This is a genomic window from Salinicoccus sp. RF5 (assembly GCF_020786625.1).
Classification (GTDB): domain Bacteria; phylum Bacillota; class Bacilli; order Staphylococcales; family Salinicoccaceae; genus Salinicoccus.
Map to the genome: position 1 here is coordinate 85,108 of NZ_JAJGRC010000001.1, position 22,503 is coordinate 107,610.

Annotated in this window: 22 protein-coding genes; 18 read left to right on the forward strand and 4 right to left on the reverse strand. The window is 49.9% G+C overall.

Annotated features, from left to right (window positions below):
* Positions 1-49: 49 nt before the first annotated feature.
* From LLU09_RS00585 to LLU09_RS00610, 6 genes are all read left to right on the forward strand, one after another.
* Entirely contained in the window at positions 50-811 is a 762-nt protein-coding gene (locus tag LLU09_RS00585; RefSeq protein ID WP_228310031.1) for an apolipoprotein A1/A4/E family protein, read from the forward strand.
* 111 nt (positions 812-922) lie between these two features.
* The gene (pepV, locus tag LLU09_RS00590; protein WP_228310032.1) at positions 923-2,353 is read left to right on the forward strand and encodes a dipeptidase PepV; all 1,431 of its coding nucleotides are present in this window, start codon (positions 923-925) and stop codon (positions 2,351-2,353) included.
* Complete coding sequence (dat, locus tag LLU09_RS00595) at positions 2,334-3,182, forward strand: D-amino-acid transaminase (RefSeq protein WP_228310033.1); 849 nt, start codon at positions 2,334-2,336, stop codon at positions 3,180-3,182. Before pepV ends, dat begins: the two co-directional genes overlap by 20 nt.
* A 222-nt stretch (positions 3,183-3,404) precedes the next feature.
* The gene (locus tag LLU09_RS00600; protein WP_031544355.1) at positions 3,405-4,196 is read left to right on the forward strand and encodes a phosphotransferase family protein; all 792 of its coding nucleotides are present in this window, start codon (positions 3,405-3,407) and stop codon (positions 4,194-4,196) included.
* A 43-nt stretch (positions 4,197-4,239) separates the two neighbouring features.
* Positions 4,240-4,872, forward strand: a complete 633-nt coding sequence (gene trmB / locus LLU09_RS00605; RefSeq protein ID WP_228310034.1) for a tRNA (guanosine(46)-N7)-methyltransferase TrmB — start codon at positions 4,240-4,242, stop codon at positions 4,870-4,872.
* 93 nt (positions 4,873-4,965) lie between these two features.
* Positions 4,966-6,168 (forward strand): MalY/PatB family protein, encoded by a 1,203-nt coding sequence (locus LLU09_RS00610; RefSeq protein WP_228310035.1) that lies wholly within the window; start codon positions 4,966-4,968, stop codon positions 6,166-6,168.
* On the opposite strand, the gene LLU09_RS00615 is transcribed toward LLU09_RS00610, so the two are convergent.
* Entirely contained in the window at positions 6,155-6,454 is a 300-nt protein-coding gene (locus LLU09_RS00615) for a hypothetical protein (protein ID WP_094905371.1), read from the reverse strand. The genes LLU09_RS00610 and LLU09_RS00615 overlap by 14 nt on opposite strands.
* Before the next feature lie 71 nt (positions 6,455-6,525).
* Here LLU09_RS00615 and LLU09_RS00620 point away from each other — a divergent pair, with 71 nt between their 5' ends.
* From LLU09_RS00620 to ccpA, 10 genes are all read left to right on the forward strand, one after another.
* Positions 6,526-7,608: a M42 family metallopeptidase gene (locus LLU09_RS00620; RefSeq protein WP_228310036.1), complete on the forward strand. Its 1,083-nt coding sequence runs from the start codon at positions 6,526-6,528 to the stop codon at positions 7,606-7,608.
* The gene (locus tag LLU09_RS00625; RefSeq protein ID WP_094905373.1) at positions 7,608-8,603 is read left to right on the forward strand and encodes a PTS sugar transporter subunit IIC; all 996 of its coding nucleotides are present in this window, start codon (positions 7,608-7,610) and stop codon (positions 8,601-8,603) included. Before LLU09_RS00620 ends, LLU09_RS00625 begins: the two co-directional genes overlap by 1 nt.
* Positions 8,604-8,619: 16 nt before the next feature.
* The gene (locus tag LLU09_RS00630; RefSeq protein WP_228310037.1) at positions 8,620-9,432 is read left to right on the forward strand and encodes a DUF1444 family protein; all 813 of its coding nucleotides are present in this window, start codon (positions 8,620-8,622) and stop codon (positions 9,430-9,432) included.
* Positions 9,429-10,019 carry a YtpR family tRNA-binding protein gene (gene ytpR, locus LLU09_RS00635; RefSeq protein ID WP_228310038.1) on the forward strand — a complete coding sequence of 197 codons (591 nt, stop codon included), beginning with the start codon at positions 9,429-9,431 and terminating at the stop codon, positions 10,017-10,019. Before LLU09_RS00630 ends, ytpR begins: the two co-directional genes overlap by 4 nt.
* Positions 10,020-10,030: 11 nt before the next feature.
* On the forward strand, positions 10,031-11,764 hold the full coding sequence (locus LLU09_RS00640) for a DNA translocase FtsK (RefSeq protein WP_228310039.1): 1,734 nt from the start codon (positions 10,031-10,033) through the stop codon (positions 11,762-11,764).
* Between the two features lie 28 nt (positions 11,765-11,792).
* A complete protein-coding gene (gene murC / locus LLU09_RS00645) occupies positions 11,793-13,091 on the forward strand; it encodes a UDP-N-acetylmuramate--L-alanine ligase (protein ID WP_228310040.1) in 1,299 nt (432 codons plus the stop codon).
* Positions 13,092-13,168: 77 nt separating this feature from the next.
* Complete coding sequence (locus LLU09_RS00650) at positions 13,169-13,732, forward strand: DUF948 domain-containing protein (RefSeq protein ID WP_094905378.1); 564 nt, start codon at positions 13,169-13,171, stop codon at positions 13,730-13,732.
* 14 nt (positions 13,733-13,746) lie between these two features.
* Positions 13,747-14,223, forward strand: a complete 477-nt coding sequence (locus LLU09_RS00655) for a YtxH domain-containing protein (protein WP_228310041.1) — start codon at positions 13,747-13,749, stop codon at positions 14,221-14,223.
* Positions 14,224-14,292: 69 nt separating this feature from the next.
* On the forward strand, positions 14,293-15,312 hold the full coding sequence (locus tag LLU09_RS00660) for a bifunctional 3-deoxy-7-phosphoheptulonate synthase/chorismate mutase (protein ID WP_228310042.1): 1,020 nt from the start codon (positions 14,293-14,295) through the stop codon (positions 15,310-15,312).
* Between the two features lie 71 nt (positions 15,313-15,383).
* Positions 15,384-16,373 carry a catabolite control protein A gene (gene ccpA, locus LLU09_RS00665; protein WP_228310043.1) on the forward strand — a complete coding sequence of 330 codons (990 nt, stop codon included), beginning with the start codon at positions 15,384-15,386 and terminating at the stop codon, positions 16,371-16,373.
* Between the two features lie 53 nt (positions 16,374-16,426).
* Here ccpA and LLU09_RS00670 read toward each other — a convergent pair whose 3' ends face one another.
* The 3 genes from LLU09_RS00670 to LLU09_RS00680 are packed head-to-tail and all read right to left on the reverse strand — an operon-like array spanning position 16,427 to position 18,859.
* On the reverse strand, positions 16,427-17,578 hold the full coding sequence (locus tag LLU09_RS00670) for an acetoin utilization protein AcuC (protein WP_228310044.1): 1,152 nt from the start codon (positions 17,576-17,578) through the stop codon (positions 16,427-16,429).
* Entirely contained in the window at positions 17,575-18,216 is a 642-nt protein-coding gene (locus tag LLU09_RS00675; RefSeq protein ID WP_228310045.1) for a CBS and ACT domain-containing protein, read from the reverse strand. The genes LLU09_RS00670 and LLU09_RS00675 overlap by 4 nt, the downstream gene beginning before the upstream one ends.
* Before the next feature lie 10 nt (positions 18,217-18,226).
* Positions 18,227-18,859 (reverse strand): GNAT family N-acetyltransferase, encoded by a 633-nt coding sequence (locus LLU09_RS00680; RefSeq protein ID WP_228310046.1) that lies wholly within the window; start codon positions 18,857-18,859, stop codon positions 18,227-18,229.
* Positions 18,860-18,963: 104 nt separating this feature from the next.
* Here LLU09_RS00680 and acsA point away from each other — a divergent pair, with 104 nt between their 5' ends.
* Both acsA and LLU09_RS00690 read left to right on the forward strand, forming a co-directional pair.
* On the forward strand, positions 18,964-20,676 hold the full coding sequence (gene acsA, locus LLU09_RS00685) for an acetate--CoA ligase (protein WP_228310047.1): 1,713 nt from the start codon (positions 18,964-18,966) through the stop codon (positions 20,674-20,676).
* 98 nt (positions 20,677-20,774) lie between these two features.
* Entirely contained in the window at positions 20,775-22,442 is a 1,668-nt protein-coding gene (locus LLU09_RS00690; RefSeq protein WP_228310048.1) for a formate--tetrahydrofolate ligase, read from the forward strand.
* The last annotated feature ends 61 nt before the right edge of the window (positions 22,443-22,503 follow it).

Sequence of the window (22,503 nt, forward strand, 5' to 3'; positions counted from 1 at the left end):
AAATATGAATCAGATATCAAAACAAAATACTTAATAAGAGGTGTTGGAAATGGCTAGAAAAACAGGAGGACTACTGAAAGTCGCGGCAATGCTCGGGCTCGCAGTTGCTGCAAAGCAATTGTCCAAAAAAGAGAACCGCGATGTTGTGAAGAATGAATACAATAAAGTGAAGGAAGATCCTAAAAGCTATGCCCAGAATGTTCAGGAGAAGTTGTCCCAGCAGGCCGGGGAATATCAGGAAAAGGCCAAGAGTGAATATGACAGGGTGAAGCAGGATCCTAAGGGCTACGCGCAGAATGTCCAGGAGAAGGTCACCAAACAGGCAAGTGAATATCAGGAAAAGGTGACGAAGCAGGCCGGCGAATATCAGGAGAAGGCAAAATCTGAGTTCAGCAAGGCCAAGGAAGACCCGAAAGGCTATGCACAGAGTGCACAGGATAAGGTCAGATCCAGAATGGACAGGGACGAAGCCGACCAGGTTCCGAATGATGAAAATGATGAAAACAATCAGAATGACAAGATTTCACCGACTCAGGGAAAAAGCAGTGTAAGCGGTGATGATGAGCATTATACGAAACCTGACAGAATGGATGCTGAAGGCCAGCTCACTGCAGAACAGATGAACAATGAGTGGGTATCAGAAGGTGGCATTCACCCGGAAGAGCATCTGCAGGATGATGTCTCCTTCGGCGGTCTGAACAAAGACAATGCAACAGATGTAGATGTTTTGGACGACCAGGGAGAAAAGGACGACAATCATAATATCCATGTCGTTACAGACGATGATGAAGATTCTAACAAAAAGAAATAGCTATAATAATGGAGAGCAGGCGCATTTATTGCCCTGTTCTCTTGTTTTTACATATTTTTTTCTTTATTATTGATGAAAAGATTCTGTTACATATGATGGGAGAGTACGTTCATGGATTATAAAGCGCTGGTGGATGACTATAGGGAGAGTCTGATAGACGATCTGATGGGGCTTTTGAAAATTGAAAGTGTGAAAGGGGAACCTTCCAGTGGAGCACCGGTCGGCACAGGACCAAAGGCGGCACTGGATTACATGCTGGAACTGGGGACCCGTGATGGCATGTCCACCCTGGATGTGGAGAATGTTGCGGGCCATATCGAAGCCGGTGAAGGGGATAAGCTCTTCGGCATACTGGGCCATGTGGATGTGGTGCCACCCGGAAAAGGCTGGAATACGGATCCGTTCGTCCCTGAAATCATCGATGATGAGATAGTGGCGCGCGGCGTTCAGGATGACAAAGGCCCGACCATTGCAGCCTACTATGCAATGAAGATCCTTCATGAACAGGGGCTGCCGTTCAAATATCGTACGCGTCTGATTGTAGGGACCGATGAGGAATCGGATTGGCAGTGTACGGATGCGTACTTCAACTCGGAACAGATGCCCGATGCCGGCTTTGCGCCGGATGCGGCATTTCCATTGATTCATGGAGAAAAAGGCATCTCCACATTCAATTTCGTGCAGAAACCGATGCCGCTGGATGAGAAGGAGCCGAAGATTGAGCTGAAGGTGCTGATTTCCGGCGAGCGGTATAATATGGTGCCGGAAGACGCTGAAGCGAAACTGAAGGTTCAGCAGAATATGAGTGAGGTGATCCAGTCATACGAAGACTTCCTGCGGGAAGTCGATGCGGATGGCGCCTACGAAGTGGACAATGGATTTTTGAAACTGAGCATACAGGGAAGAAGCGCCCATGGCTCAACTCCGGAAGTCGGCGTGAACGCCGGCCTGATTCTCCTCCGCTTCCTGGATAGCCTGGCACTGGACAACAATGCTGCAGCCTTTACTGAATTTGCGATGGCGCGGCTGGTCGGCAGCACGGACGGCTCATTGCTTGGAATGGAATTCTCGCACCCTGAAATGGGGGACACGACCGTAAATGTGGGCATGATCAACTATACGGAAGTGGATGGCGGCATATTCGGAGTCAACTTGAGGTATCCGAAAGGCATCGATTTCGAAGGCGGTATGGCCAGTCTGAAGGAAGAGGTATATGCACAGGGGTTCGCCATCGAAGATCTTGAGTATCAGCCTCCCCATTATGTCGACAGGGAGGACCCGCTGGTGGCAATATTGACAGATGCCTACCGCAACCATGTGGATGATGACACGGAGCCATTCACCATCGGAGGGGGGACATATGCCCGCACCTTGAAAAAGGGTGTTGCCTTTGGGGCGATGTTCAAGGATACTGTAGATACGATGCACCAGAAAAACGAACGCATGAAGGTTGATGAGCTGCTTAAGGCAACGGAGATTTACCTCGAAGCACTGCATAGAATCTGTATAAAGGGTGAGATGGATGAAAATAAGCTACTATAATGGAGAATTCAAAAGGGACAATGAAATTTCAGTAGACTATAACGACCGCGCTTTTTATTTCGGTGATGGTGTATATGAAGTGGTAAGAGTATATGACAATGAGTTCTTTACACTTGAGGAGCACATGGACCGTCTGGTCAGAAGTGCTTCAGAAATCGAAATCAACGGTCTCGAACGGGAGAAGCTCATTGGAATCATCACCCAGTTGAAGGAGCGCAACAGCATCGAAAACGGATCCATCTACATCCAGGTGTCGAGGGGCATAGACCCGAGAAACCATGCCTATCCTGCAGGTGCCGAACCGGTCATCCTCGCCTATATGAATGCCTTGTCACGACCTTCCCTCCAGATGGAGGAGGGCGTGGAAATCATCACGGCAAATGACTACAGATGGTTGAAATGCCATGTCAAAAGCTTGAACCTGCTGGCAAATGTCATGGAAAAGGAGCGTGCAGTGCGCGCCGGCGCCCACGAAACAGTACTGCATCGTGATGGAGTGGTGACTGAAGGGTCCTCCACGAATGTATTCATCGTCAGTGATGGAGTGCTCAGGACCCATCCGGCAAACCACCTGATATTGAATGGCATCACGAGACAGGAAGTGCTGAAGATTGCACAGGAGCGGGAAATAGAATATCAGGAAAAGGCATTCACCCTTGATGAACTGAAATCGGCGGAGGAAGTATTCATCACAAGCACGACCCAGGAAGTCACGCCTGTGTCACATGTCGATGGCGAAAAGGTTGCTGACGGTTCGAAAGGGAAAATCACACAGGTGATACAGGAAGGATTCGACCAGAAAATCCACAAATTAAACCTGGTTAAATAATGTTAACCTGAAAAATTACCCTAATTAATTTTGGGGGGCTCAACGCTTACACTGTATGGTTTTGTGGGCACGTAACGCTCGGTTGTCATAAAATCTGTGGAGAATAGTCCTTGAAATAAACCATAAAACCCTATAAAATTTATAACACGAACAGAAACTGGCGCTATCTTATTCTTAAATATTTAGCGCTTTTTTCTTTGATGATGAAAAGAGGTGTGGAATTTGGAGCATTTCTATCAGCTCGGCTGGACACTCGACCCCGTTGGTGGAGCATCTGGCGAAGCCTATAAGGCAGAGCAAGATGGCAGGAAGCTGTTCCTGAAACGCAATGCCAGCCCTTTCCTTGCAGCGCTGTCCGCTGAAGGTATTGTACCGAAACTGGTCTGGACCAAAAGAATAGAGACCGGAGAAGTAGTGACAGCACAGCACTGGAAAAATGGCCGGGAGCTGACCCGTGAAGAGATGCATTCGGAGAGGGTAGCCTCACTGATGAAGAAAATCCATACATCAGGTCCTCTTCTCACTATGCTGAAAAAGCTCGGCATGAAACCCATGCTGCCGGATCTGTTGCTTAACAAGATACAGACCTCATTATCCCCGAAAGTCAATGCCCACCATACCGTCCGTTCTGCAATCCAATACCTGGAAAATGAGATGCCCCTGATCGATGAAGCATTTTGTACAGTATGCCATGGAGACGTCAATCACAACAATTGGCTCCTCTCTGACCAGGATGAGCTTTATCTGGTGGACTGGGAAGGTGCAATGATTGCGGATCCTGCGATAGATCTCGGTATGATCCTCTACACTTATGTGGAACCGGATGACTGGAAGGAATGGCTGGAAGTCTACGGCAAGCCATTGGACAGGACTTTGATGAAACGCATGAAGTGGTATACACTCGTGCAGGCGATCACAATGATCCAATGGTATGAAGATCATAAGCGTTTCAAGGATATGAATGATTGGATCATCTTCCTCAATAAAGTAATACAGAGAGACCGTTTTATATAATATTAAATATTCGAGTGATATGAGTAACAGGTGGGAAACTTAAATGAGAATGCGCAATAAGCCCTGGGCAATGGAATTTCTGAATGAAAACAGCAATATCGTGGATACGGATGGGAGCTATTCCGGGAGGATCGGTGACTTCTTTCCCGAAAGCAGGCCGCTTCATATAGAAGTCGGTACGGGGATGGGCACCTTCATAACGGAGCTTGCCGCCCGCAACCCGCATATCAACTATGTGGGCATAGAGTTGGACAAGAATGTGATGATACGTGTCGTGGAGAAGATCTTGGAGGCGGAACTTAATAATGTCAGGCTTCTGCTGCTCGATGCACGTGAAATAGATACGTATTTCCACAAGGACGAAGTGGACCGGATCTACCTCAATTTTTCCGATCCATGGCCGAAGAACCGGCATGAAAAGCGCCGTCTGACCCATGAGGCATTCCTTGAGAAGTACCGCTCCATCCTGGCCGAAGAAAGTCTCCTCCAGTTCAAGACAGACAACAGGGGGCTGTTCGAGTACAGTCTCGAGAGCCTGAACAACTTCGGCATGGTCTTCCATGAAGTGAAGCTCGATCTTCATGCAGACGAACCGGAAGACAACATAAGGACGGAGTACGAAGACAAGTTTTCAGCCAAGGGAAATAAAATATACAGACTCAAAGCATCTTTCTGAAGATGCTTTTTTTAATGTCGTGTATTTCACCGTGAAAGAATGATAAAATATACTTGGACAATATAAATTCTGGATCAGTTTGGAGGAGATCACTTGAGCACTTTTGACTTCAATAGGCAGACGACAAGGGAAGGTACATACAGCGTCCAGTACGAGGGGACCGAAAAGCTTTTCGGGACGGACGGGCTCGAACCATTCTGGATTGCGGACATGGACATCGAAACGCCGGAAGCGGTCTCGGATGCAATGAAGAAGCGCATCGACAACGGCATATTCGGTTATACGAAGTGGCAGAATCCGAAGTTCTATGGGGCGGTGAAAGGCTGGTGGCACGAGAGGTTCGGCATCACCCTCGAGGATGAGGAGATCCATTATGCGCCCTCTGTGATGTTTACAATCGGTGAGGTGGTCAGACAATTTTCCGAAGAAGGGGATGGTGTCATCCTCACCATGCCCTCCTATAACGCATTCATAGGAATGGTGAAGGGGAACGGCCGGAAGATCGTCGACTGCCCACTGCTCGAAAATGGTGATGGATGGCAGTTCGACTTCGAACGTTTTGAAGCGCTTTGCAGCCGGGACGATGTGAAAGTATACATCCACTGCAATCCGCACAATCCCACCGGGCGGGTGTGGAGGTGTGATGAACTGGAGAAGATCCGGGAAATCTGCCTCAGGACGGGCGTCTTTCTGATCAGCGATGAAATCCATATGGATTTTGTGCGACCGAAAGGACAGTTCGTTTCGATGGTGGAACTGATGGCGGACGGTGACCCGATGCTGGTGACGACAGGACTTGGGAAGACCTTCAACCTCGCCAGCATCCCGCACTCCTATTTCATTACGAGGGATAAGGCGCTCCGAAAGAAGATCGCCCGCAACATTGCATCCAGATACGGCATGGGGGCTGCAAACAGCCTGGCGCTCGAAGCGCTCCATGCTGCATATACGGAATGCGGGGCGTGGGTGGACGGGCTGAACAGCCACATCGAAGAGAACATGCAGCTCGTCGAAGACTACATCACTGCACACATGTCCGAATGGCTTGATTTCAAAAAGCCCGAGGCGACCTACCTGGCATGGATCAGCTTTGAAAAGAGCGGCCTTGCGGATGAGGAAGTACATAAGGCCCTAATCGACATCGGCGGTATCGCGGTGTCTCCCGGACACATATACGACATGAAAAAGAACCGGCATTTCCGGTTCAATGTCGCTTCAAGCCGTCATAGGGTCGAAGATGGGCTGGAGAGGATACACCGTACATTCAAAAAAATCACGAAATCTACAGTTCAGTAGCTTCCATGATTTCTCCAGTATATGCATCAGCGGTGAATTTATAGCGCTTCTTACCCGCATTTTCGTGCGTATGGAAGCGGCCTGTGAATACTTCGCGTTCAATGCCAAGGAATCTGTTCCTGTTGGCATGGTAGTCGATAGAAACGAATGAGATATCTTCATACTGCCTGTACAGCCGGTCGATGACCGTCTGGGGATGGATTGGCCTGTTCAGCCTGAACCAGACGACTACCGGAAGCAGGATGACTGATGAGATGAGCAGTGCTCTGACGATTTTGGATAGCATGTCATGACCTCCTTATCGCAATCAGTTTAACATATTTTATCAGTAGAAGGATTACAAAAAGGAGGATTTGAATGAAAATTGAAAAAAGCACATTGGAAAGAATGAAGACTCTGACGGAACTCCATGGCGCACCCGGTTTTGAGGACCAGGTCCGCGACTATATGAGGAAAGAGATGGAACCCTTTGCGGATGAAATAGTGCAGGATGGCCTCGGGGGCATCTTTGCGGTCAAGAAATCCAAGGTTGAAGGCGCCCCAAAAGTCATGATTGCCGGCCATATGGATGAAGTGGGCTTCATGGTCACGCAATTGACCGAAAATGGCATGATCAAATTCACCCCTCTCGGTGGCTGGTCGAATGATGTCCTGCTGAGCCACAAATTCAAGGTCAGGACGGCAGAAGACAGGCAGATCACCGGAATCATCGGGAGCGTGCCCGTCCACTTCAGAAAAGGCGAGGGCAAGAACAAGTCGGTGGAATTGGATGATATGCTCCTCGATGTCGGGGCCGACAGCAGGGAAGACCTCGAGGCCATGGGAATCCGCCCGGGTGATTCCATCGTACCGGATGTCGAATTCGAAGTGCTGGAGCAGGAGAACAAGCTGCTCGCAAAAGCATGGGACAACCGCTATGGCTGTCTGATCGCCATAGAGACGCTGGAGGCCCTCGCTGATGTGGACCTGGGATGCGACCTCTATGTCGGGGCCAATGTCCAGGAGGAAGTGGGGCTCAGGGGGGCAAAAGTGAGTTCCAACCTGATAAAGCCGGATGTCGCATTTGCAGTCGACTGCTCCCCGGCAAATGATATGCTGGGCAAGAAGGATGACATCGGCAGGATCGGTGGAGGGACGCTCGTCCGCATCATGGACCGGACGATGATCCTGTCCAAGTCGATGCGTGACTATATGCTTGAGACGGCGGAGCAGCATGACGTCAAATACCAGTACTACCAGTCCCCGGGCGGCACGGATGCAGGCAGCATCCATGTTTCCAATGAAGGGGTGGTCAGTGCTGTTGTGGGCATCGTGGCCCGCTATATCCATACGAGCCACTCGATCATCAACTCCGAGGACTACATGCATGCGAAGAAGATGCTGATGGAACTCGTTAAAGGCATCGATGCCGACAGGGTCGAGCAGTTGAGGGGCCGCTGATGAGGCGCCTGCTTAGAAGATGGTTCATTGATGGCATGAGCTTCATGGCACTCGGTCTGTTTTCTTCCCTCATCATCGGCCTCATCATTGATACGGTCGGGACTTATGTTCCCTACCTTGAAAGCCTGAAGGAGGTCGGAGCGGTGGCGATGGGCATGACGGGGGCGGCAATCGGTGCCGCCATCGCATATGGCCTGAAAGCCTCGCCGCTCGTCATATTTTCTGTAGTTGTCGTAAGCTACGCCGCCTACGATATGGGCGGAGCAGCCGGCAGCTACATCGCAAGCATCATCGCAATTGAAGTCGCACGCCTGTATGCGGGAAGGACCAAGATCGACATCATCGTCACCCCTTTCCTGACGATCGTGCTGGGCTATATCGTCGCCCGGTTCATCGGACCTGTCATCGGCGATTTCATGACGAGCATGGGCGAAGTGATCATCTTTGCGACTGAGCAGAGACCTTTCATAATGGGGATGCTCGTAGCAGTCATTTTCGGCATCACATTGACGGCGCCGCTCTCAAGCGCAGCACTTGCACTGATGCTCGACCTGAGTGGACTTGCCGCAGGCGCGGCAGTCATCGGCTGCTGCTGCCATATGGTAGGATTGGCTGTAACGGGGTATAGGGATAATGGATTTTCCGGATTGATATCCATCGGCATCGGCACTTCCATGCTGCAGGTCCCGAACGTACTTCTGAATCCGTTCATCATCCTGCCGCCTGTTTTGGCAAGTGCCGTCATCGCTCCCATCATGACGGTCTTCTTCCCGATGGAAAACAATGCCGCCGGCGCGGGAATGGGCACAAGCGGCCTGGTCGGACAGATCATGACCATCGAAACGATGGGGCCTTCGCTCGAAGTATGGCTGCTCATCCTCGTGTTCCAAATCGTTTTACCTGCCCTGACAACTCTGTTATTCTATACTTTGCTGAAACGTGCAGGCCTGATCAAAGATGGCGACCAGAAATTAAGAATTGGTGCGAAAGAATAGAACTGGAGGCAATCTGATGAATATTTTCCAGCTTAAAAATAGAATCATAGAGAAGCTAAATGAAAAGCGCAATGATTTCCAGACTTCTTTTGACAGGGAAGAGGAGATGCTCAGGGTGGAGCGCAATGATAACGGCAAAGGTCTCGACATCGCCCTGTCGAAAGCCGTGGATAAGGTCAAAAAAGATGAGAATTTCATAGAGGAAGTCGTCTACTATATAGATGAGACGCTTGAACGCATGAAGGAGGAGGAGATCTCCCTGGATGCATCGGCCGTCTATCCCGTCATCCGCTCTTCAAGCTTCCACAGGAAGAACAAGAAGGGGGATGCATTCGTCACGGATGGCCATACGAATGAGACGCGCATATATTATGCAGTGGACTTCAAGAACAGCTACAGGCTGATTGATGAGCCCCTCCTCAAGACGCTGGGGCTCGACAAGGAGGCGCTGCGGAAGCTGGCGGATGAAAACATGAAGCGCCTTCCCGTCTCCTATAAGAAGGAGTCTATCCAGGAGAACGACTTCTATTTCATCAACCATAATGACGGCTATGATGCGACGCGGATCCTGAACACGCAGCTCCTTGATGAAATGCATGACGGCTTCGATGGGGAAATGATGGTCGGACTGCCGCACCAGGATGTATTGATCATCGCCAATGTGAGGAACAGCGTAGGCTATGACATCATGGCACAGATGATGATGCAGTACTTCGCTGAAGGGCTGACGCCGATCACTTCCCTCTCGTTTTCATACCGGGAAAAGAAACTGGAACCAGTGTTCATACTGGGCAAACAAAAGAATCATAAAAGAGGTAGAGAAGAATGAAACTGACTTATAATTACCAGCATGTTGGAGATGTACTGCTTGTCACGTTGAAGAAAGCTGAAAACCCAAAATATGAATTCCATGAAACTCTGACAGTGATCAGGGACGGTGATGAAATCATCGGCCTGAATATCTTTGAGGCCTCAAAGCATATCGAACTGCCGGACACGGTGAACATCAAGGCGGATGAGAAGATTTTAGGAAGCATAAATGCATTGCTCGAAAGCAGGGGCGTCGCGAAAATCAATCCGGATCTCTCTCCGAAGTTCGTTGTCGGAAAAGTAACCGAAAAATCAAAGCACCCGGACGCAGACAAGCTGAATGTATGCAAGGTGGATGTCGGGGACGAAGAGCTGCAGATCGTGTGTGGGGCTCCGAATGTGGATGCGGGCCAGCATGTCGTCGTGGCAAAGGTCGGCGCAATCATGCCTGATGGCCTCTATATCAAGCCTTCCACACTGAGGGGCGTGGACTCGAAGGGCATGATCTGTTCAAAGAAGGAACTGAACCTTGAGGATGATGGTGTAAAAGGGATCTATGTACTGGACGATAGCTATGAAGTAGCGCAACCATTTGAAGTGAAGTAAGGGTGAGGCGGATGGATAGATCAAGAAGGAGAAGACAATTCAATCGTAATCTTGAAGAGGGGCGTACCGACAGGGAACGCTTCAGGTTTCCTTTGGATATGGATGACAAGGATGGCAGGGAAACACCTGCCAAGCCTGCCGAAAGAGAAGGGAAAAACCTTGAAGGCAGCGATTTGATAAGAAGAGAGCAACAGAAGTCACTACTTGGAGAAAGCCGCTATTCCAGAAAGAGGCCGAGGAAGAACACGATCAGCAAGGCACGAGCGGTGCCTTCTGCAATCCACGGCTCGAAAGGGAATCCGAATGCTGTGGGCCGGGATGAGACGGAAGCTTCCTCCGGAGATCAGAAATCCGGATATTCATCACCAATTGTAGAAGAATTGAAGAGGGAGAGGGCGCAGCGGGAAAAGAAGCAGCGTGAGCGCATGGAGAAAAGAGCGGAGAAGGCGGAAGCCGAAAGGTCCATCGGGGTTGTTACCGGCCAGTCCGGCAAGGCGAAGATGGAGCAGGAAATTGAGCCCGAAACCGATGTTCAGGAGTCCGGCGCCGACAAGAAGTCCACTTCTCCCTTCAATGTCATGATGACCCCCTATGACAAGAACAAGTACAGGGCGAAAAACAAGGCCCAGGCAAAACGAAGCGGGCCCAAAAACACTTTGCCGCCCCTACATATACTGGGTGAGGGCCAGGACGGCAGCTACGACAGGGTGGATGAAGTGCTCGCCGATGAAGTTGCTGCCGCCTTCGAGGCCATCGGTGTGCCTGTCAGTATCGTTGCGTACAGGACCAATGGCATCGTCGGCCGCTTTGAGCTCTCGATGAGGAGGAACTTCAGGCTGAATGTGGTAGGAAAGCTGAAAGAACATCTGCTTTCTGTGATGCCGTTTGAAGACTTCAAACTGATTGTGCCCATAGCCGGTACCAGCAACATCGGTGTGGAGTTCATCCTGCCCGAGCCATACACGATACCTTTCAGTACACTCTTCTCCTCCAGCAGCCTCAAGCTCAGAAAGAACGACTTCAAGTTTGTGGTGGGAAAAACAGTGGATGACCAGATCTTCAGCTTCCCGCTGAAGAAGGCCGGTCAAATACTGGTCTACGGTGGAGCGGAGGAATATTCATCTGCAGTGGTCGACAATATCCTCTTCTCCCTCATGATGAACCATAATCCAAGGGAGCTCCAGATCATGATTGCTTCCGACAAAGCCCATTACAGGGAATATGAAGGGCTGCCGCATATGTTCAGTGCATCCAGGTCCATCACCGACAAGCATGTACTGAAGGATATCCTCGAAGAGCTGAACAACAGGCACAACCAATTCAGAAGGGCGCATGTACGCAATCTGGACAGCTTCAACCAACGGGTCGGCAATGACTCCAAAAAGAGTGTCATTGTTGTCGTCATCGACGACCTCGCAGACCTGTTCGAACATAATAATCCAGAAGCGATACGGGCCATCGTCCAGATCCTGAAGAAGGGAAAACCCCTCGGCGTACACCTCATCATGAACCATTCAAGGGACGACGTGGGCCTCCGTTTCGAACTGCTCCAGATGATGCAGACGCGCATCTCGTTCAAAGACGGCAAGTCCAAGGTTGTCGACGGGGCGAAGGAGCTCGCTGAGGGCAACGACATGATGATCCAGATTCCAACATCCAATAAACCGCTCCGGGTGAATGCCGGGGTGCTGACTCAAAAAATCAAGGAAGATGTTCTTTCCCATCTGAAAGGGATATTCCGATGAATCCATTTTATGAAAGTATGGTGAGCCCATGGAAAAATATCATTTTATAGGAATAAAGGGCGCAGGCATGAGTGCGCTGGCCCAAGTACTTCATGATCTTGGTCATGAAGTCCAGGGGGCCGACATAGAAAAGGAAGTGTTCACTGAGCACCAGCTCCGCGACAAGGGGATAAGCATCCTGCCCTTTGATGAGGCGAACATCGTTGAAGGTTATACCTATATTGCCGGCAATGCTTTCGGTGACGACCATCTCGAAATCAGTGCAGCAAGGGAAAAAGGCTATCCGGTCATACGCTATCATGAGTTCCTCTCACAATTCATGTCCCAGTTCACTTCCATAGCGGTCACGGGTGCACATGGGAAGACCTCCACCACGGGTCTGCTCAGCCACGTGATGAATGGGGACGTGGACACGACATTCCTCATCGGGGACGGCACAGGATTCGGTCTTGAGGACAGCAAGTACTTCACTTTCGAATCATGTGAATACAAGCGGCATTTCCTGAGCTATCATCCCGATTATGCCATCATCACCAATATAGATTTTGACCATCCGGACTATTTCAGGGACCTGCAGGATGTCATCGATGCATTCACTGAAATGGCCGGCCAGGTCAAAAAGGCGGTGATCGCCTATGGCGGGGACAGCCATACAAGAAAAATGTCCTATAATGTGCCGGTCTATTTCTATGGCATCGGCGAGGGATATGACATCAGTGCCTCCAACATTGAAGTCCTCTCGAAGGGGACACGCTTTGACGTCAGTGTGGAAGGGGAGCACCTGGACACGTTCACCATACCGATGTATGGTGACCATCATGTGCTGAACTCCCTTGCGGTAATAGCAGTGGGCTACCTGGAAGACCTTGATATGGAGAACATCAAGAAGGCATTCATGACCTTCGGCGGAGTGAAGCGCCGGTTCAGCGAAACTTTCAGGAACGGCATGGTCATCGTCGATGATTATGCACATCATCCGAAAGAGATACAGGCAACGCTCGAGACGGCCCGGAAGAAATATAGTGGGAGGGAGATCATCACCGTTTTCCAGCCCCATACATTCTCGAGGACCGAAAAGTTCCTGAACGAGTTTGCAGAAGCCCTCTCCGGGTCGGATAAGGCGTACATCGTGGACATCTTCGGTTCGGCGAGGGAGGACGCAGGCGCCCTGACCAGCCGGGATCTGGTGGATCTGATACCGGACGCTGAACTGCTTGCAGAAGGAGATATCGAAAAGCTCAATTCACATGAAGAAGCCGTCATCATATTCATGGGGGCCGGTGACATCCAGAAATACGAGAAAAGATTTACCGAGCTATTATCCTGATAAAATGTTTATACCATAACCTTTTGGGTTAATTTAAAGAGTGAATAACAAATAAAGATATAGATGGAGGCGTTAAAATGGATTGGCAGATAATTTTGTATATTGCCGCAGGTGTTGCTGCTATTGCCTTCCTGATTCTTTGTATCGCTTTGGCGGTCGTACTGTTCTCAGTCAAAAAGAATCTGGATCATGTAGCGAAGACACTTGATGGAGTAGAAGGACAAATTCAAGGTATCACAAGAGAGTCGACAGACCTCCTGCATAAGACGAACCGTCTTGCAGAGGATGTGCAGGGTAAATCTGCAAAACTCAATTCCGTTGTGGATGCTGTACAAGGTATCGGACATTCCATGAATAACTTGAACTCTTCTGTAGATAGGGTGACGAATTCAATCACTCACAACATATCACAGAATGAAGATAAGATTTCCCAAGTTGTACAATGGTCCAATGTTGCAATGGAAGTTGCCGACAAATGGCAGATGAGACAGAAGCGCAACAGTGCTTTCAACACCAAGTATTCCACAACAGCCGAGAATGACCCGGATAATCTGCCGGTAGCTGTAAACCAGTCGGTGACGACGAACGATAATCTTGATGAAGATCGTGTGAACGCCGGACTCGACAACGACAGCAAATAAGGGGAGGTTCTTATATGGAAACCTATAACCGTGACAGGCACCTGCATGGTGTCGAAGAATACGAGGAACAGGTCAATCAGACGACCGGAAGGGATTTCTCCATCGGTCTCGCCATCGGCCTGCTTGTCGGAACGGTCGGCGGCCTGTTGCTTGCACCAAAATCCGGGGATGCGCTGAGGGATGATATTACAGAGCAGACCCAGAAGCTGTCCAAGAGCAAGGATGGCGGCAATGCAGAAGACGGAAACTTCAAGGAGAAGATCCAGGAAAAGACCGATCAGCTGCGTGATAAGGTAGAAGACAAGAAAGGCGACATTTCAGCCAAGAAGGGTGAAATGGATGAGAAGAAAAGGGTGAAATCCCTCGACGAATCTGCTGTCAAGGCTCAGAAGGATGCGATCCAGGAAGAAGTCAAGGAACCGCAGACAGATGATCCAAGAACGGTGGATATGTCGAAATACGCCGAAAAGCTTGACGACGACAAGAAATAGTAATAACATGATATCATTATTTTTCAACCACATGTTCCGGCATGTGGTTGATTTTGTGAGGTGGACGCTATGACCGGAAATGATGATTTGGACAGGGAAAAGCTGATGGAGATCGATACGGCCTTACTGGAGCTCCTGGATTCACGGGCTGCAGTAACCGGTCCTGTCGAGAAGAGGGTGGACAATGCGGAATATTACAGCAGACTGCTTTCTGAGTACGAAGGCGCATACGACACCGCTTTCATACAGGCTTTGCTGGAGGATCTGACGGATGCATCCTCACGGCAGGCGGATGCACAAGAGCCACCGCCCCTGCTCGTATCGAGAGCACATCAGAGTGAAGATACGATCGTCAGGATAGGAGAAGCCGAAATCGGCGGGAGCGAGCCTGCACATATATTCGGCCCCTGCTCAGTGGAATCCTACAGCCAGGTTGCGGAAGTGGCATCAGACCTTAAACGGAAGGGATTGAAGATGATCCGGGGTGGGGCATTCAAACCTCGCACTTCACCATACGACTTCCAGGGGCTGGGGCAGGAAGGCCTCGAAATACTGCTGGAAATAAAAAAGGCGCATGGGCTTGCAGTGGTCAGTGAAATCGTCGCTCCGGAACATGTCAACCTGGCAGAGCCCCATCTGGATGCCTTCCAGATTGGTGCCAGGAATATGCAGAATTTTGAACTGCTCAAGGCAGTCGGGCGCTCCAGCAAGCCGGTGATACTGAAGCGGGGCATGAGTGCCACTATAGAAGAGTTCCTCTATGCCGCCGAGTATATATTGGCTGAAGGCAATGGCAATGTCGTCTTTTGCGAGCGGGGTATACGGACATATGAAAAGAGTACAAGGAACACATTGGACATCTCGGCTGTGCCCCTGCTCAAGCAGGCGAGCCACCTGCCTGTCCTGGTGGATGTCACACATTCCACAGGCAGGAAGGAGATTATGGCCGATTGTGCCAAAGCAGCGCTTGCAGCAGGTGCTGACGGAATAATGGCCGAAGTCCATCCGGATCCGGCCACGGCTCTAAGCGACAGGGCCCAGCAGATGTCCCTTGAGGAATTCGATAAATTTCATTTAAGTATCATTTAAGAATGACGAAACTTTGGTATTCATGTTATTATAGTACAAAAAGCGCTTTCAAAAGCGTGCGGGGGTGCAATATGACGGTTACCATATATGATGTTGCCAGAGAGGCCAAAGTATCCATGGCAACAGTTTCCAGAGTGCTTAACGGAAATCCCAACGTGAAGCCGGAAACAAGAAAAAAGGTTAAAGATGTTATAGAAAGGCTGGACTATCGTCCAAATGCTGTGGCGCGAGGTCTCGCAAGCAAGAAGACGACGACTGTCGGCGTCATCATTCCGGATATTTCAAACTTGTATTATTCCTCTTTGGCCCGTGGCCTGGATGACATTGCAGAGATGTACAACTATCAGATCATCATCACGAACACAGACAATGATCCAGCCAAGGAAAGGGATGCCTTCCTTGGCCTTGTCAGCAAGCAGGTAGACGGCATCGTCTTCCTGGGCGGGGCATTGAATGACGAGACGCTCAATGATATAAAGAGCTCACACCTTCCTGTCGTCATATGCGGCACCAGTGAAAAGGATGAAAATATGCCATCGGTGAACATCGACTACTTTGAAGCCATCAAGGAAGCTGCATCCAAATTCCTTGAAGAAGGAGCTGACAAGATCGCCTTCGTCAAAGGGTCGTATTCGGAACAGCTGGAACGCCACATCGAAGAAGGCATAAAGGCAGCTTATCAGGATCAGGGCAGGAACTTCGATGAACAGTATCTTCTTTCTGCAGCGGCAGACTACCAGTCCGGTAAATCCCTGTTCTCCAAAATTCGTGAGCTGAAGGCGGACGTCATCGTTACAATGAGTGATGAAACGGCAATCGGGGTACTACACGGCGCGATGGATCACAACGTCCAGGTGCCTGAGGAACTGCAGATCATGAGCTGCAGCAATACACGACTCGTGAATATGGTGCGGCCGCCGCTGTCCAGTGTAGCACTGCCGCTGTATGATATCGGTGCTGTCGGCATGCGTCTGCTGACCAAATACATGAATGAAGAGACGGTGGAAGAGGCGAATGTCATCCTTCCATACAAAATTGAATATCGTTCGACAACGAAATAAGAAAAGACGGACTCTACAGAGTCCGTCTTTTTTTGTTTGTCGTGCTCTAAGAATCACTGCTCCTCCAGATGGAGCATGGCCCGAGTAAGCATGCTGCGATTTTTTTCGCTGATTTCCTCACGTCGGGGAATTTCGTTGTAGTCCGTCAGCACATCCTCCCAATTTTCAGGAAAGTCCACGGGGCTTTTTGGCCCGTACTGATCCATGAAATCCTCCGGCAAAGGACCGCGTGGTGCAGGCGCCCCGATCATGCTGAGCCATATCTGTGCCCACATGCGGGGGACGACCTGCCATATGTTATAGCCGCCGCCTCCGACAGCAATCCATTTGCCATCCGTATACTTGTCCGCCATTTCGTTGACGAAACGTGGGATCTCCTCGAAAGTTTTGGAAGTCAGTGCAAGGTGCGTCATCGGATCCCTGAAATGGGCATCGACGCCATTCTGGCTGAATATCACGTCCGGCTGGAATTTCTTGATTGCCGCCTCGAGCGTTTCCTTGAATATTTCCAGGAAGGAGTCATCTTCAGTGAATGCATCGATGGGGAGATTTACTGAAAATCCGAACCCTTCTTCTGTTCCCCGCTCAGTCAGGCTGCCTGTGCCGGGGAACAGGTAGCGTCCTGTTTCATGGATGGAGTAGGTCATGACTTCATTCGTATCATAGAAGATCCATTGCACACCGTCGCCATGATGGGCGTCCGTATCTATATAGAGTACGCGTTTGCCGTACTTCTTCCGGATGTGTTCTATGGCAACGGCTGAATCATTATAGATGCAGAAGCCGCTTGCGCGTCCACTGAAGCCATGATGAAGGCCTCCGGCAAGGCTCAGCGCCTTATCCGTCCGTCCGTCCATTACAGCCTCCACAGCGCTCAATGTGGCGCCCACAAGCATTCGGCTCTTCTCATGCATCCCTTCGAAACTCGGGGTGTCCTCCGTATTGAGGCCGTAGCTCTCCATCTTTTCTTCAGACAGTTTTCCCTCGCCGGCAAGCTTTACGGCTTCGATGAAGTCCTTCTTGTGGACGAGTTCGAGTTCCGCATCAGTCGCTTCACGCGGCCTGATGATGTCAGAGGCGCTGAGATGACCCGACGCCATCAGTAGATCGGTCGTCATCTTCAGCCGCATCTGGTTGAAGGGGTGTTTGGAATGGAACCGGTATTTGAGCAATGAATCATCATATACATAAAGTGGACTGGTCATTGGCCCATCTGCGAAGGTTCGAGCACGGTGAACCCTCTGTCTTTGAGTGTATCGATGGCTTTTCTCGGATTCATCGCCTGTACCCGCAGTACGATTGTCTTGAACCCCTTCTTCTCCTTATTCCTATATACGGAGATGCTCACTATCTTTATATTGAGCTCCTTGAAGACCCTGCCGATATCATAGATGACGCCGGTGCGGTCCTCGACTTCAACTTCTATAATCGAACCAGGTTCCGTAATGCCGGTCAGCTCGAGATAGGTATTGAGCATGTCCTTCTGGGTGATAATGCCTACAATCTTTCCGTTCCTGAGGACGGGTATCGCCCCGATGGCATAATGATAGAAATCAAGTGCAATTTCTTCGACGAAATCCAGGGGATGGCAATAGGTCACCCGCTTGCGCATGATTCTGGATAAGGGCACCTTCAGTGTAAAATCGGGATCATTATCCGAGAGTACGGAAGGCAGTGTAAGTTTGATGTCCCGGTCGGAGACGATGCCGACCAGATTCTCCTCTTCATCAATAAGCGGTATGTGACGGAAAGAGTAGGTGCTCATCATATTCATTGCATCTTCAATCGTGTGTTCGGGCGTCAGCGTCCGGACCGGGCTGGTCATGATTCTTTCAACTAGCATTTCTCTCCTCCTAGAAAAAAAAGCGGTTTTTAAATCTCAGCTTATCAAAAGCCATCATCTGTTCCTCTTTGATGTTCCTGCCGATACGCGCCATGAGTGTATTGGCGGGATGACCCGTGATTTCGGGGTCGTTCGTCTGGAAAACCTCGAATCCGGCACTTGCCATCAGTCTGATCATCAGGTCCTTGTATTCATATACATCGAGCCCGCTGTTCTTCAGGTCCCAATGCCAGTAGTATTCTGTAGTGATGATGATATAATTTTCCATGAATTCATCTTGCATGGACATTTTGAGCAGGCGCTTGCCGAGGCCGAAACCTCGGTATTCCAGGCTTACCTCGACGGCCCCGAGTTCCATGATATAGGGAAGATTGCCATCAGACCAGCGCTCCATCGGATCCGGATGAAGGTATGTGACATATCCGATGATATGCTCGTCCTCCCTGATGATTAATATTCTACCTTCTTCCAGGTCGGCGATTTCCTTTATCGCTTCGAACTGCTCGATCGGCGGACGGAAAGCATCAAGACCATCATCAAATGTGTAGCCGGAAAGCTCTTTGGCGGTCAAAGGTCCCTCAAGGATGAACGTGTGGTTTTCCGCCTCGTACTCTTCTTTATAATAAGTCTTTATATGATGCAAAAAGAAGCCCTCCTGGATTTTATTTGAATTATTTTGAAAAATGGTTCTATTCTATTATATAATAAGAAGTGTAAAAGAGAAAACACAAAAGGGGAGTTATTATTATGAAGGTAGAACTTTACGAAGCAACAGATCAGAATCCTAACTTGAAGGATTATGACGAGGCGGTGAAAAACCATGATTGGAAAGAAGTGGAGAAGCAATTCTCCTGGTACGAAACAGGAAAATACAACATGGCCTATGAATGCATAGACAGGCATGTCGATGACGGTCGTGGTGATAAAGTCGCACTTCACTATAAAAACGGAGACCAGAAACTCTCATATACATTCGAGGACATGAAAAAAGCATCAAACAAGGCAGCCAATGTCCTTCGCGATGAGGCAGGCGTCGAAAAAGGGGACCGTGTATTCATCTTCATGGCGAGGAGTCCTGAGCTCTACTTCTCACTGCTCGGTGCACTGAAGATCGGTGCAATCGTAGGACCGCTTTTCGAAGCATTCATGGAAAAGGCGGTAAGGGATCGTCTCGAGAACAGTGATGCGAAAGTCATCATTACGACACCTGAACTGCTGCCGAGAATTCCGGTGGATGATCTGCCGAACCTCGAAAAAGTCGTTGTCGTCGGTGATGGGTCCGATGATAAATACATCGATTTCGATAAAAGCTTCGAGCAGGCGAGCGATGAATTCGAAATAGAATGGCTCGACAAGGAAGATGGACTGATCCTGCACTATACAAGTGGTTCGACAGGACAGCCTAAAGGTGTGCTCCATGTCCAGTATGCGATGGTACAGCACTATATTTCCGGCAAATATGTACTGGACCTCAAAGAAGATGATGTCTACTGGTGTACAGCAGACCCGGGCTGGGTTACAGGTACATCCTACGGTATATTCGCACCTTGGCTGAATGGCGCAACGAATGTCGTGGTCGGGGGCCGGTTCTCTCCTGAATCATGGTATGGTGCCATCCAGGACTTGAACGTCACCATCTGGTACAGTGCACCGACTGCATTCCGCATGCTGATGGGTGCAGGGGATGAGATCGTCAACGACTATGACCTATCTTCACTCCGTCATGTACTCTCCGTCGGAGAGCCGCTCAACCCGGAAGTCGTGAAGTGGGGAATGAAGGTGTTCAACCTGAGAATCCACGATACTTGGTGGATGACTGAAACAGGGGCGCACATGATCGTCAACATGCCTGCTATGGACATTAAAGGTGGGTCAATGGGTAAACCACTGCCGGGTGTTGAAGCGGCAATCATCGACGATGAAGGCAATGAGCTTCCGGCAAACCGCATGGGCAACCTGGCGATGAAGCGGGGCTGGCCTGCGATGATGCGCAAGATATGGAAGAACGACGCCAAGTACGATTCCTACTTCATCGGCGACTGGTATGTATCCGGTGACTCCGCCTATAAGGATGAAGATGGCTACTACTGGTTCCAGGGCCGTGTGGATGATGTCATCATGACCGCCGGTGAGCGTGTTGGACCATTCGAAATAGAATCCAAGCTCGTGGAGCATCCAGCGGTACAGGAAGCAGGGGTGATCGGCAAGCCGGATCCCGTACGTGGTGAAATCGTCAAGGCATTCATCGCGCTCAGGGAAGGCAACGAGCCGACGGATGAACTGAAGGAAGAAATCCGTAAATATGTCAAGGAAGGCCTTGCAGCACATGCTGCTCCAAGAGAGATAGAATTCAAGGATAAGCTGCCTAAGACAAGAAGTGGTAAGATCATGCGCCGCGTGCTGAAAGCATGGGAGCTGGACCTGCCGACAGGCGACCTGTCATCCATGGATGACGATTAAAAAACTTGATTGCCCCTAATAAATATTAGGGGCAATTTTCTGTTTATTATGGCATAATGGAAGGGTAGGAATCTTAATAATAAAAAGGAGATGACGTAGTGGCACATTTGACAGACCAGGAAATCGCTGCTCAGGCAGACATCAAACCCATCGAGGGAATTGCAGAAAAGGCGGGCATTCCGCATGATGCTTTGGAGATGTATGGAAAATATAAGGCAAAAGTCGACATACATAAGATTGAAGGCAAAGAAAAGCAGTCCAAAGTCGTACTCGTATCTGCAATGAACCCGACACCGGCAGGTGAAGGCAAGTCCACTTGTACAGTCGGATTGGCTGATGCGTTCAACCAGCTCGAAAAGAATGTAATGGTGGCGCTCCGCGAACCATCCCTCGGCCCGGTTATGGGCATCAAGGGCGGCGCGACAGGCGGCGGCCGTGCACAGGTACTTCCTATGGAGGAGATCAACCTCCACTTCAATGGAGACCTGCATGCGATCACTACAGCAAACAACGCACTTTCAGCATTCATCGACAACCATATCCATCACGGGAACAAGCTGAACATCGACCCGAGACGTGTAACTTGGAAACGCGTTCTGGACATGAACGACCGCGCCCTACGCCAGGTGGTAGTCGGACTCGGTGGACCGACACGCGGTGTGCCGAGGGAAGACGGATTCGATATTACAGTGGCGAGTGAGATCATGGCAGTGCTGTGTCTTGCGAGCGACATAATCGACCTCAAGAAAAAGCTTGCTGATATCGTCATCGGCTACACTTATGACAGGGAGCCGGTTACAGTCGGACAGCTTGAAGTGCAAGGTGCACTTGCACTTCTGCTCAAGGAAGCAATCAAGCCGAACCTTGTCCAGACGATGGAAGGCACTCCAGCGCTCATCCATGGTGGGCCATTCGCGAACATTGCACACGGATGTAACTCACTCATCGCAACGAACACTGCAAGGAAACTTGCTGACATCGTCGTTACAGAATGTGGCTTCGGCTCCGACCTCGGTGGAGAGAAGTTCATGAACATCAAGGCGAGAAAAGGTGAATTCGCGCCGGATGCGATTGTACTTGTAGCAACAATCCGTGCACTCAAGATGAATGGCGGCGTAGCCAAGAAGGATCTTGGTGAAGCAAACGTGGATGCACTGAAAGAAGGCATCGCAAACCTTGAGAAGCATATCGAAAATGCACGCAAATTCGGCATCGAACCGGTTGTTGCACTCAACGACTTCGTAACCGATACTGATGAGGAGAGGGATTTCGTCCTCAACTGGTGCAAAGATCAGAACGTAAGGGTTTCCCTGACGAAAGTATGGGAAAAAGGCGGCGAAGGTGGTAAAGACCTCGCTGAGAAAGTACTTGAAGTACTCGACGAGCCACAGAACTTCAAGCACCTTTATGAGAATGAACTTCCGATCGACCAGAAGATCGAAAAAATCGTTACTGAAGTCTATGGTGGTGACGGTGTCATCTTCACCGACAAGGCCAAGAAGCAGCTTGCTGAAATCGATCGCCACGGTTGGGGAGACTTCCCGGTATGTATGGCGAAATCACAGTACTCCCTGAGCGATGATCCTACTCTGCTGGGCCGTCCAACAGGCTTCAAAGTTACTGTAAGGGAAGTTGTCGCCAAAGCAGGCGCAGGCTTCGTAGTAGCCCTGACAGGTGATATCATGACAATGCCTGGACTGCCTAAAGTCCCATCTGCAGTACACATGGATGTGGACGCAGATGGCAACTCCAAAGGCCTCTTCTAAGACCAAAAGAATATAGAGACAGAAAAATCGCCCCTATCAATTGAATTGATAGGGGCGATTT

Bases quoted from the DNA above. Each gene is read 5' to 3' on its own strand.
- LLU09_RS00670 (WP_228310044.1), bottom strand. From the start codon at position 17,578: ATGACCAGTCCACTTTATGTATATGATGATTCATTGCTCAAATACCGG.
- murC (WP_228310040.1), top strand. From the start codon at position 11,793: ATGGAAAAATATCATTTTATAGGAATAAAGGGCGCAGGCATGAGTGCG.
- LLU09_RS00660 (WP_228310042.1), top strand. From the start codon at position 14,293: ATGACCGGAAATGATGATTTGGACAGGGAAAAGCTGATGGAGATCGAT.
- ytpR (WP_228310038.1), top strand. From the start codon at position 9,429: ATGAAACTGACTTATAATTACCAGCATGTTGGAGATGTACTGCTTGTC.
- LLU09_RS00615 (WP_094905371.1), bottom strand. From the start codon at position 6,454: ATGCTATCCAAAATCGTCAGAGCACTGCTCATCTCATCAGTCATCCTG.
- LLU09_RS00640 (WP_228310039.1), top strand. From the start codon at position 10,031: ATGGATAGATCAAGAAGGAGAAGACAATTCAATCGTAATCTTGAAGAG.
- ccpA (WP_228310043.1), top strand. From the start codon at position 15,384: ATGACGGTTACCATATATGATGTTGCCAGAGAGGCCAAAGTATCCATG.
- LLU09_RS00650 (WP_094905378.1), top strand. From the start codon at position 13,169: ATGGATTGGCAGATAATTTTGTATATTGCCGCAGGTGTTGCTGCTATT.
- LLU09_RS00630 (WP_228310037.1), top strand. From the start codon at position 8,620: ATGAATATTTTCCAGCTTAAAAATAGAATCATAGAGAAGCTAAATGAA.
- trmB (WP_228310034.1), top strand. From the start codon at position 4,240: ATGAGAATGCGCAATAAGCCCTGGGCAATGGAATTTCTGAATGAAAAC.
- LLU09_RS00655 (WP_228310041.1), top strand. From the start codon at position 13,747: ATGGAAACCTATAACCGTGACAGGCACCTGCATGGTGTCGAAGAATAC.
- LLU09_RS00675 (WP_228310045.1), bottom strand. From the start codon at position 18,216: ATGCTAGTTGAAAGAATCATGACCAGCCCGGTCCGGACGCTGACGCCC.
- dat (WP_228310033.1), top strand. From the start codon at position 2,334: ATGAAAATAAGCTACTATAATGGAGAATTCAAAAGGGACAATGAAATT.
- LLU09_RS00620 (WP_228310036.1), top strand. From the start codon at position 6,526: ATGAAAATTGAAAAAAGCACATTGGAAAGAATGAAGACTCTGACGGAA.
- acsA (WP_228310047.1), top strand. From the start codon at position 18,964: ATGAAGGTAGAACTTTACGAAGCAACAGATCAGAATCCTAACTTGAAG.
- pepV (WP_228310032.1), top strand. From the start codon at position 923: ATGGATTATAAAGCGCTGGTGGATGACTATAGGGAGAGTCTGATAGAC.
- LLU09_RS00585 (WP_228310031.1), top strand. From the start codon at position 50: ATGGCTAGAAAAACAGGAGGACTACTGAAAGTCGCGGCAATGCTCGGG.
- LLU09_RS00625 (WP_094905373.1), top strand. From the start codon at position 7,608: ATGAGGCGCCTGCTTAGAAGATGGTTCATTGATGGCATGAGCTTCATG.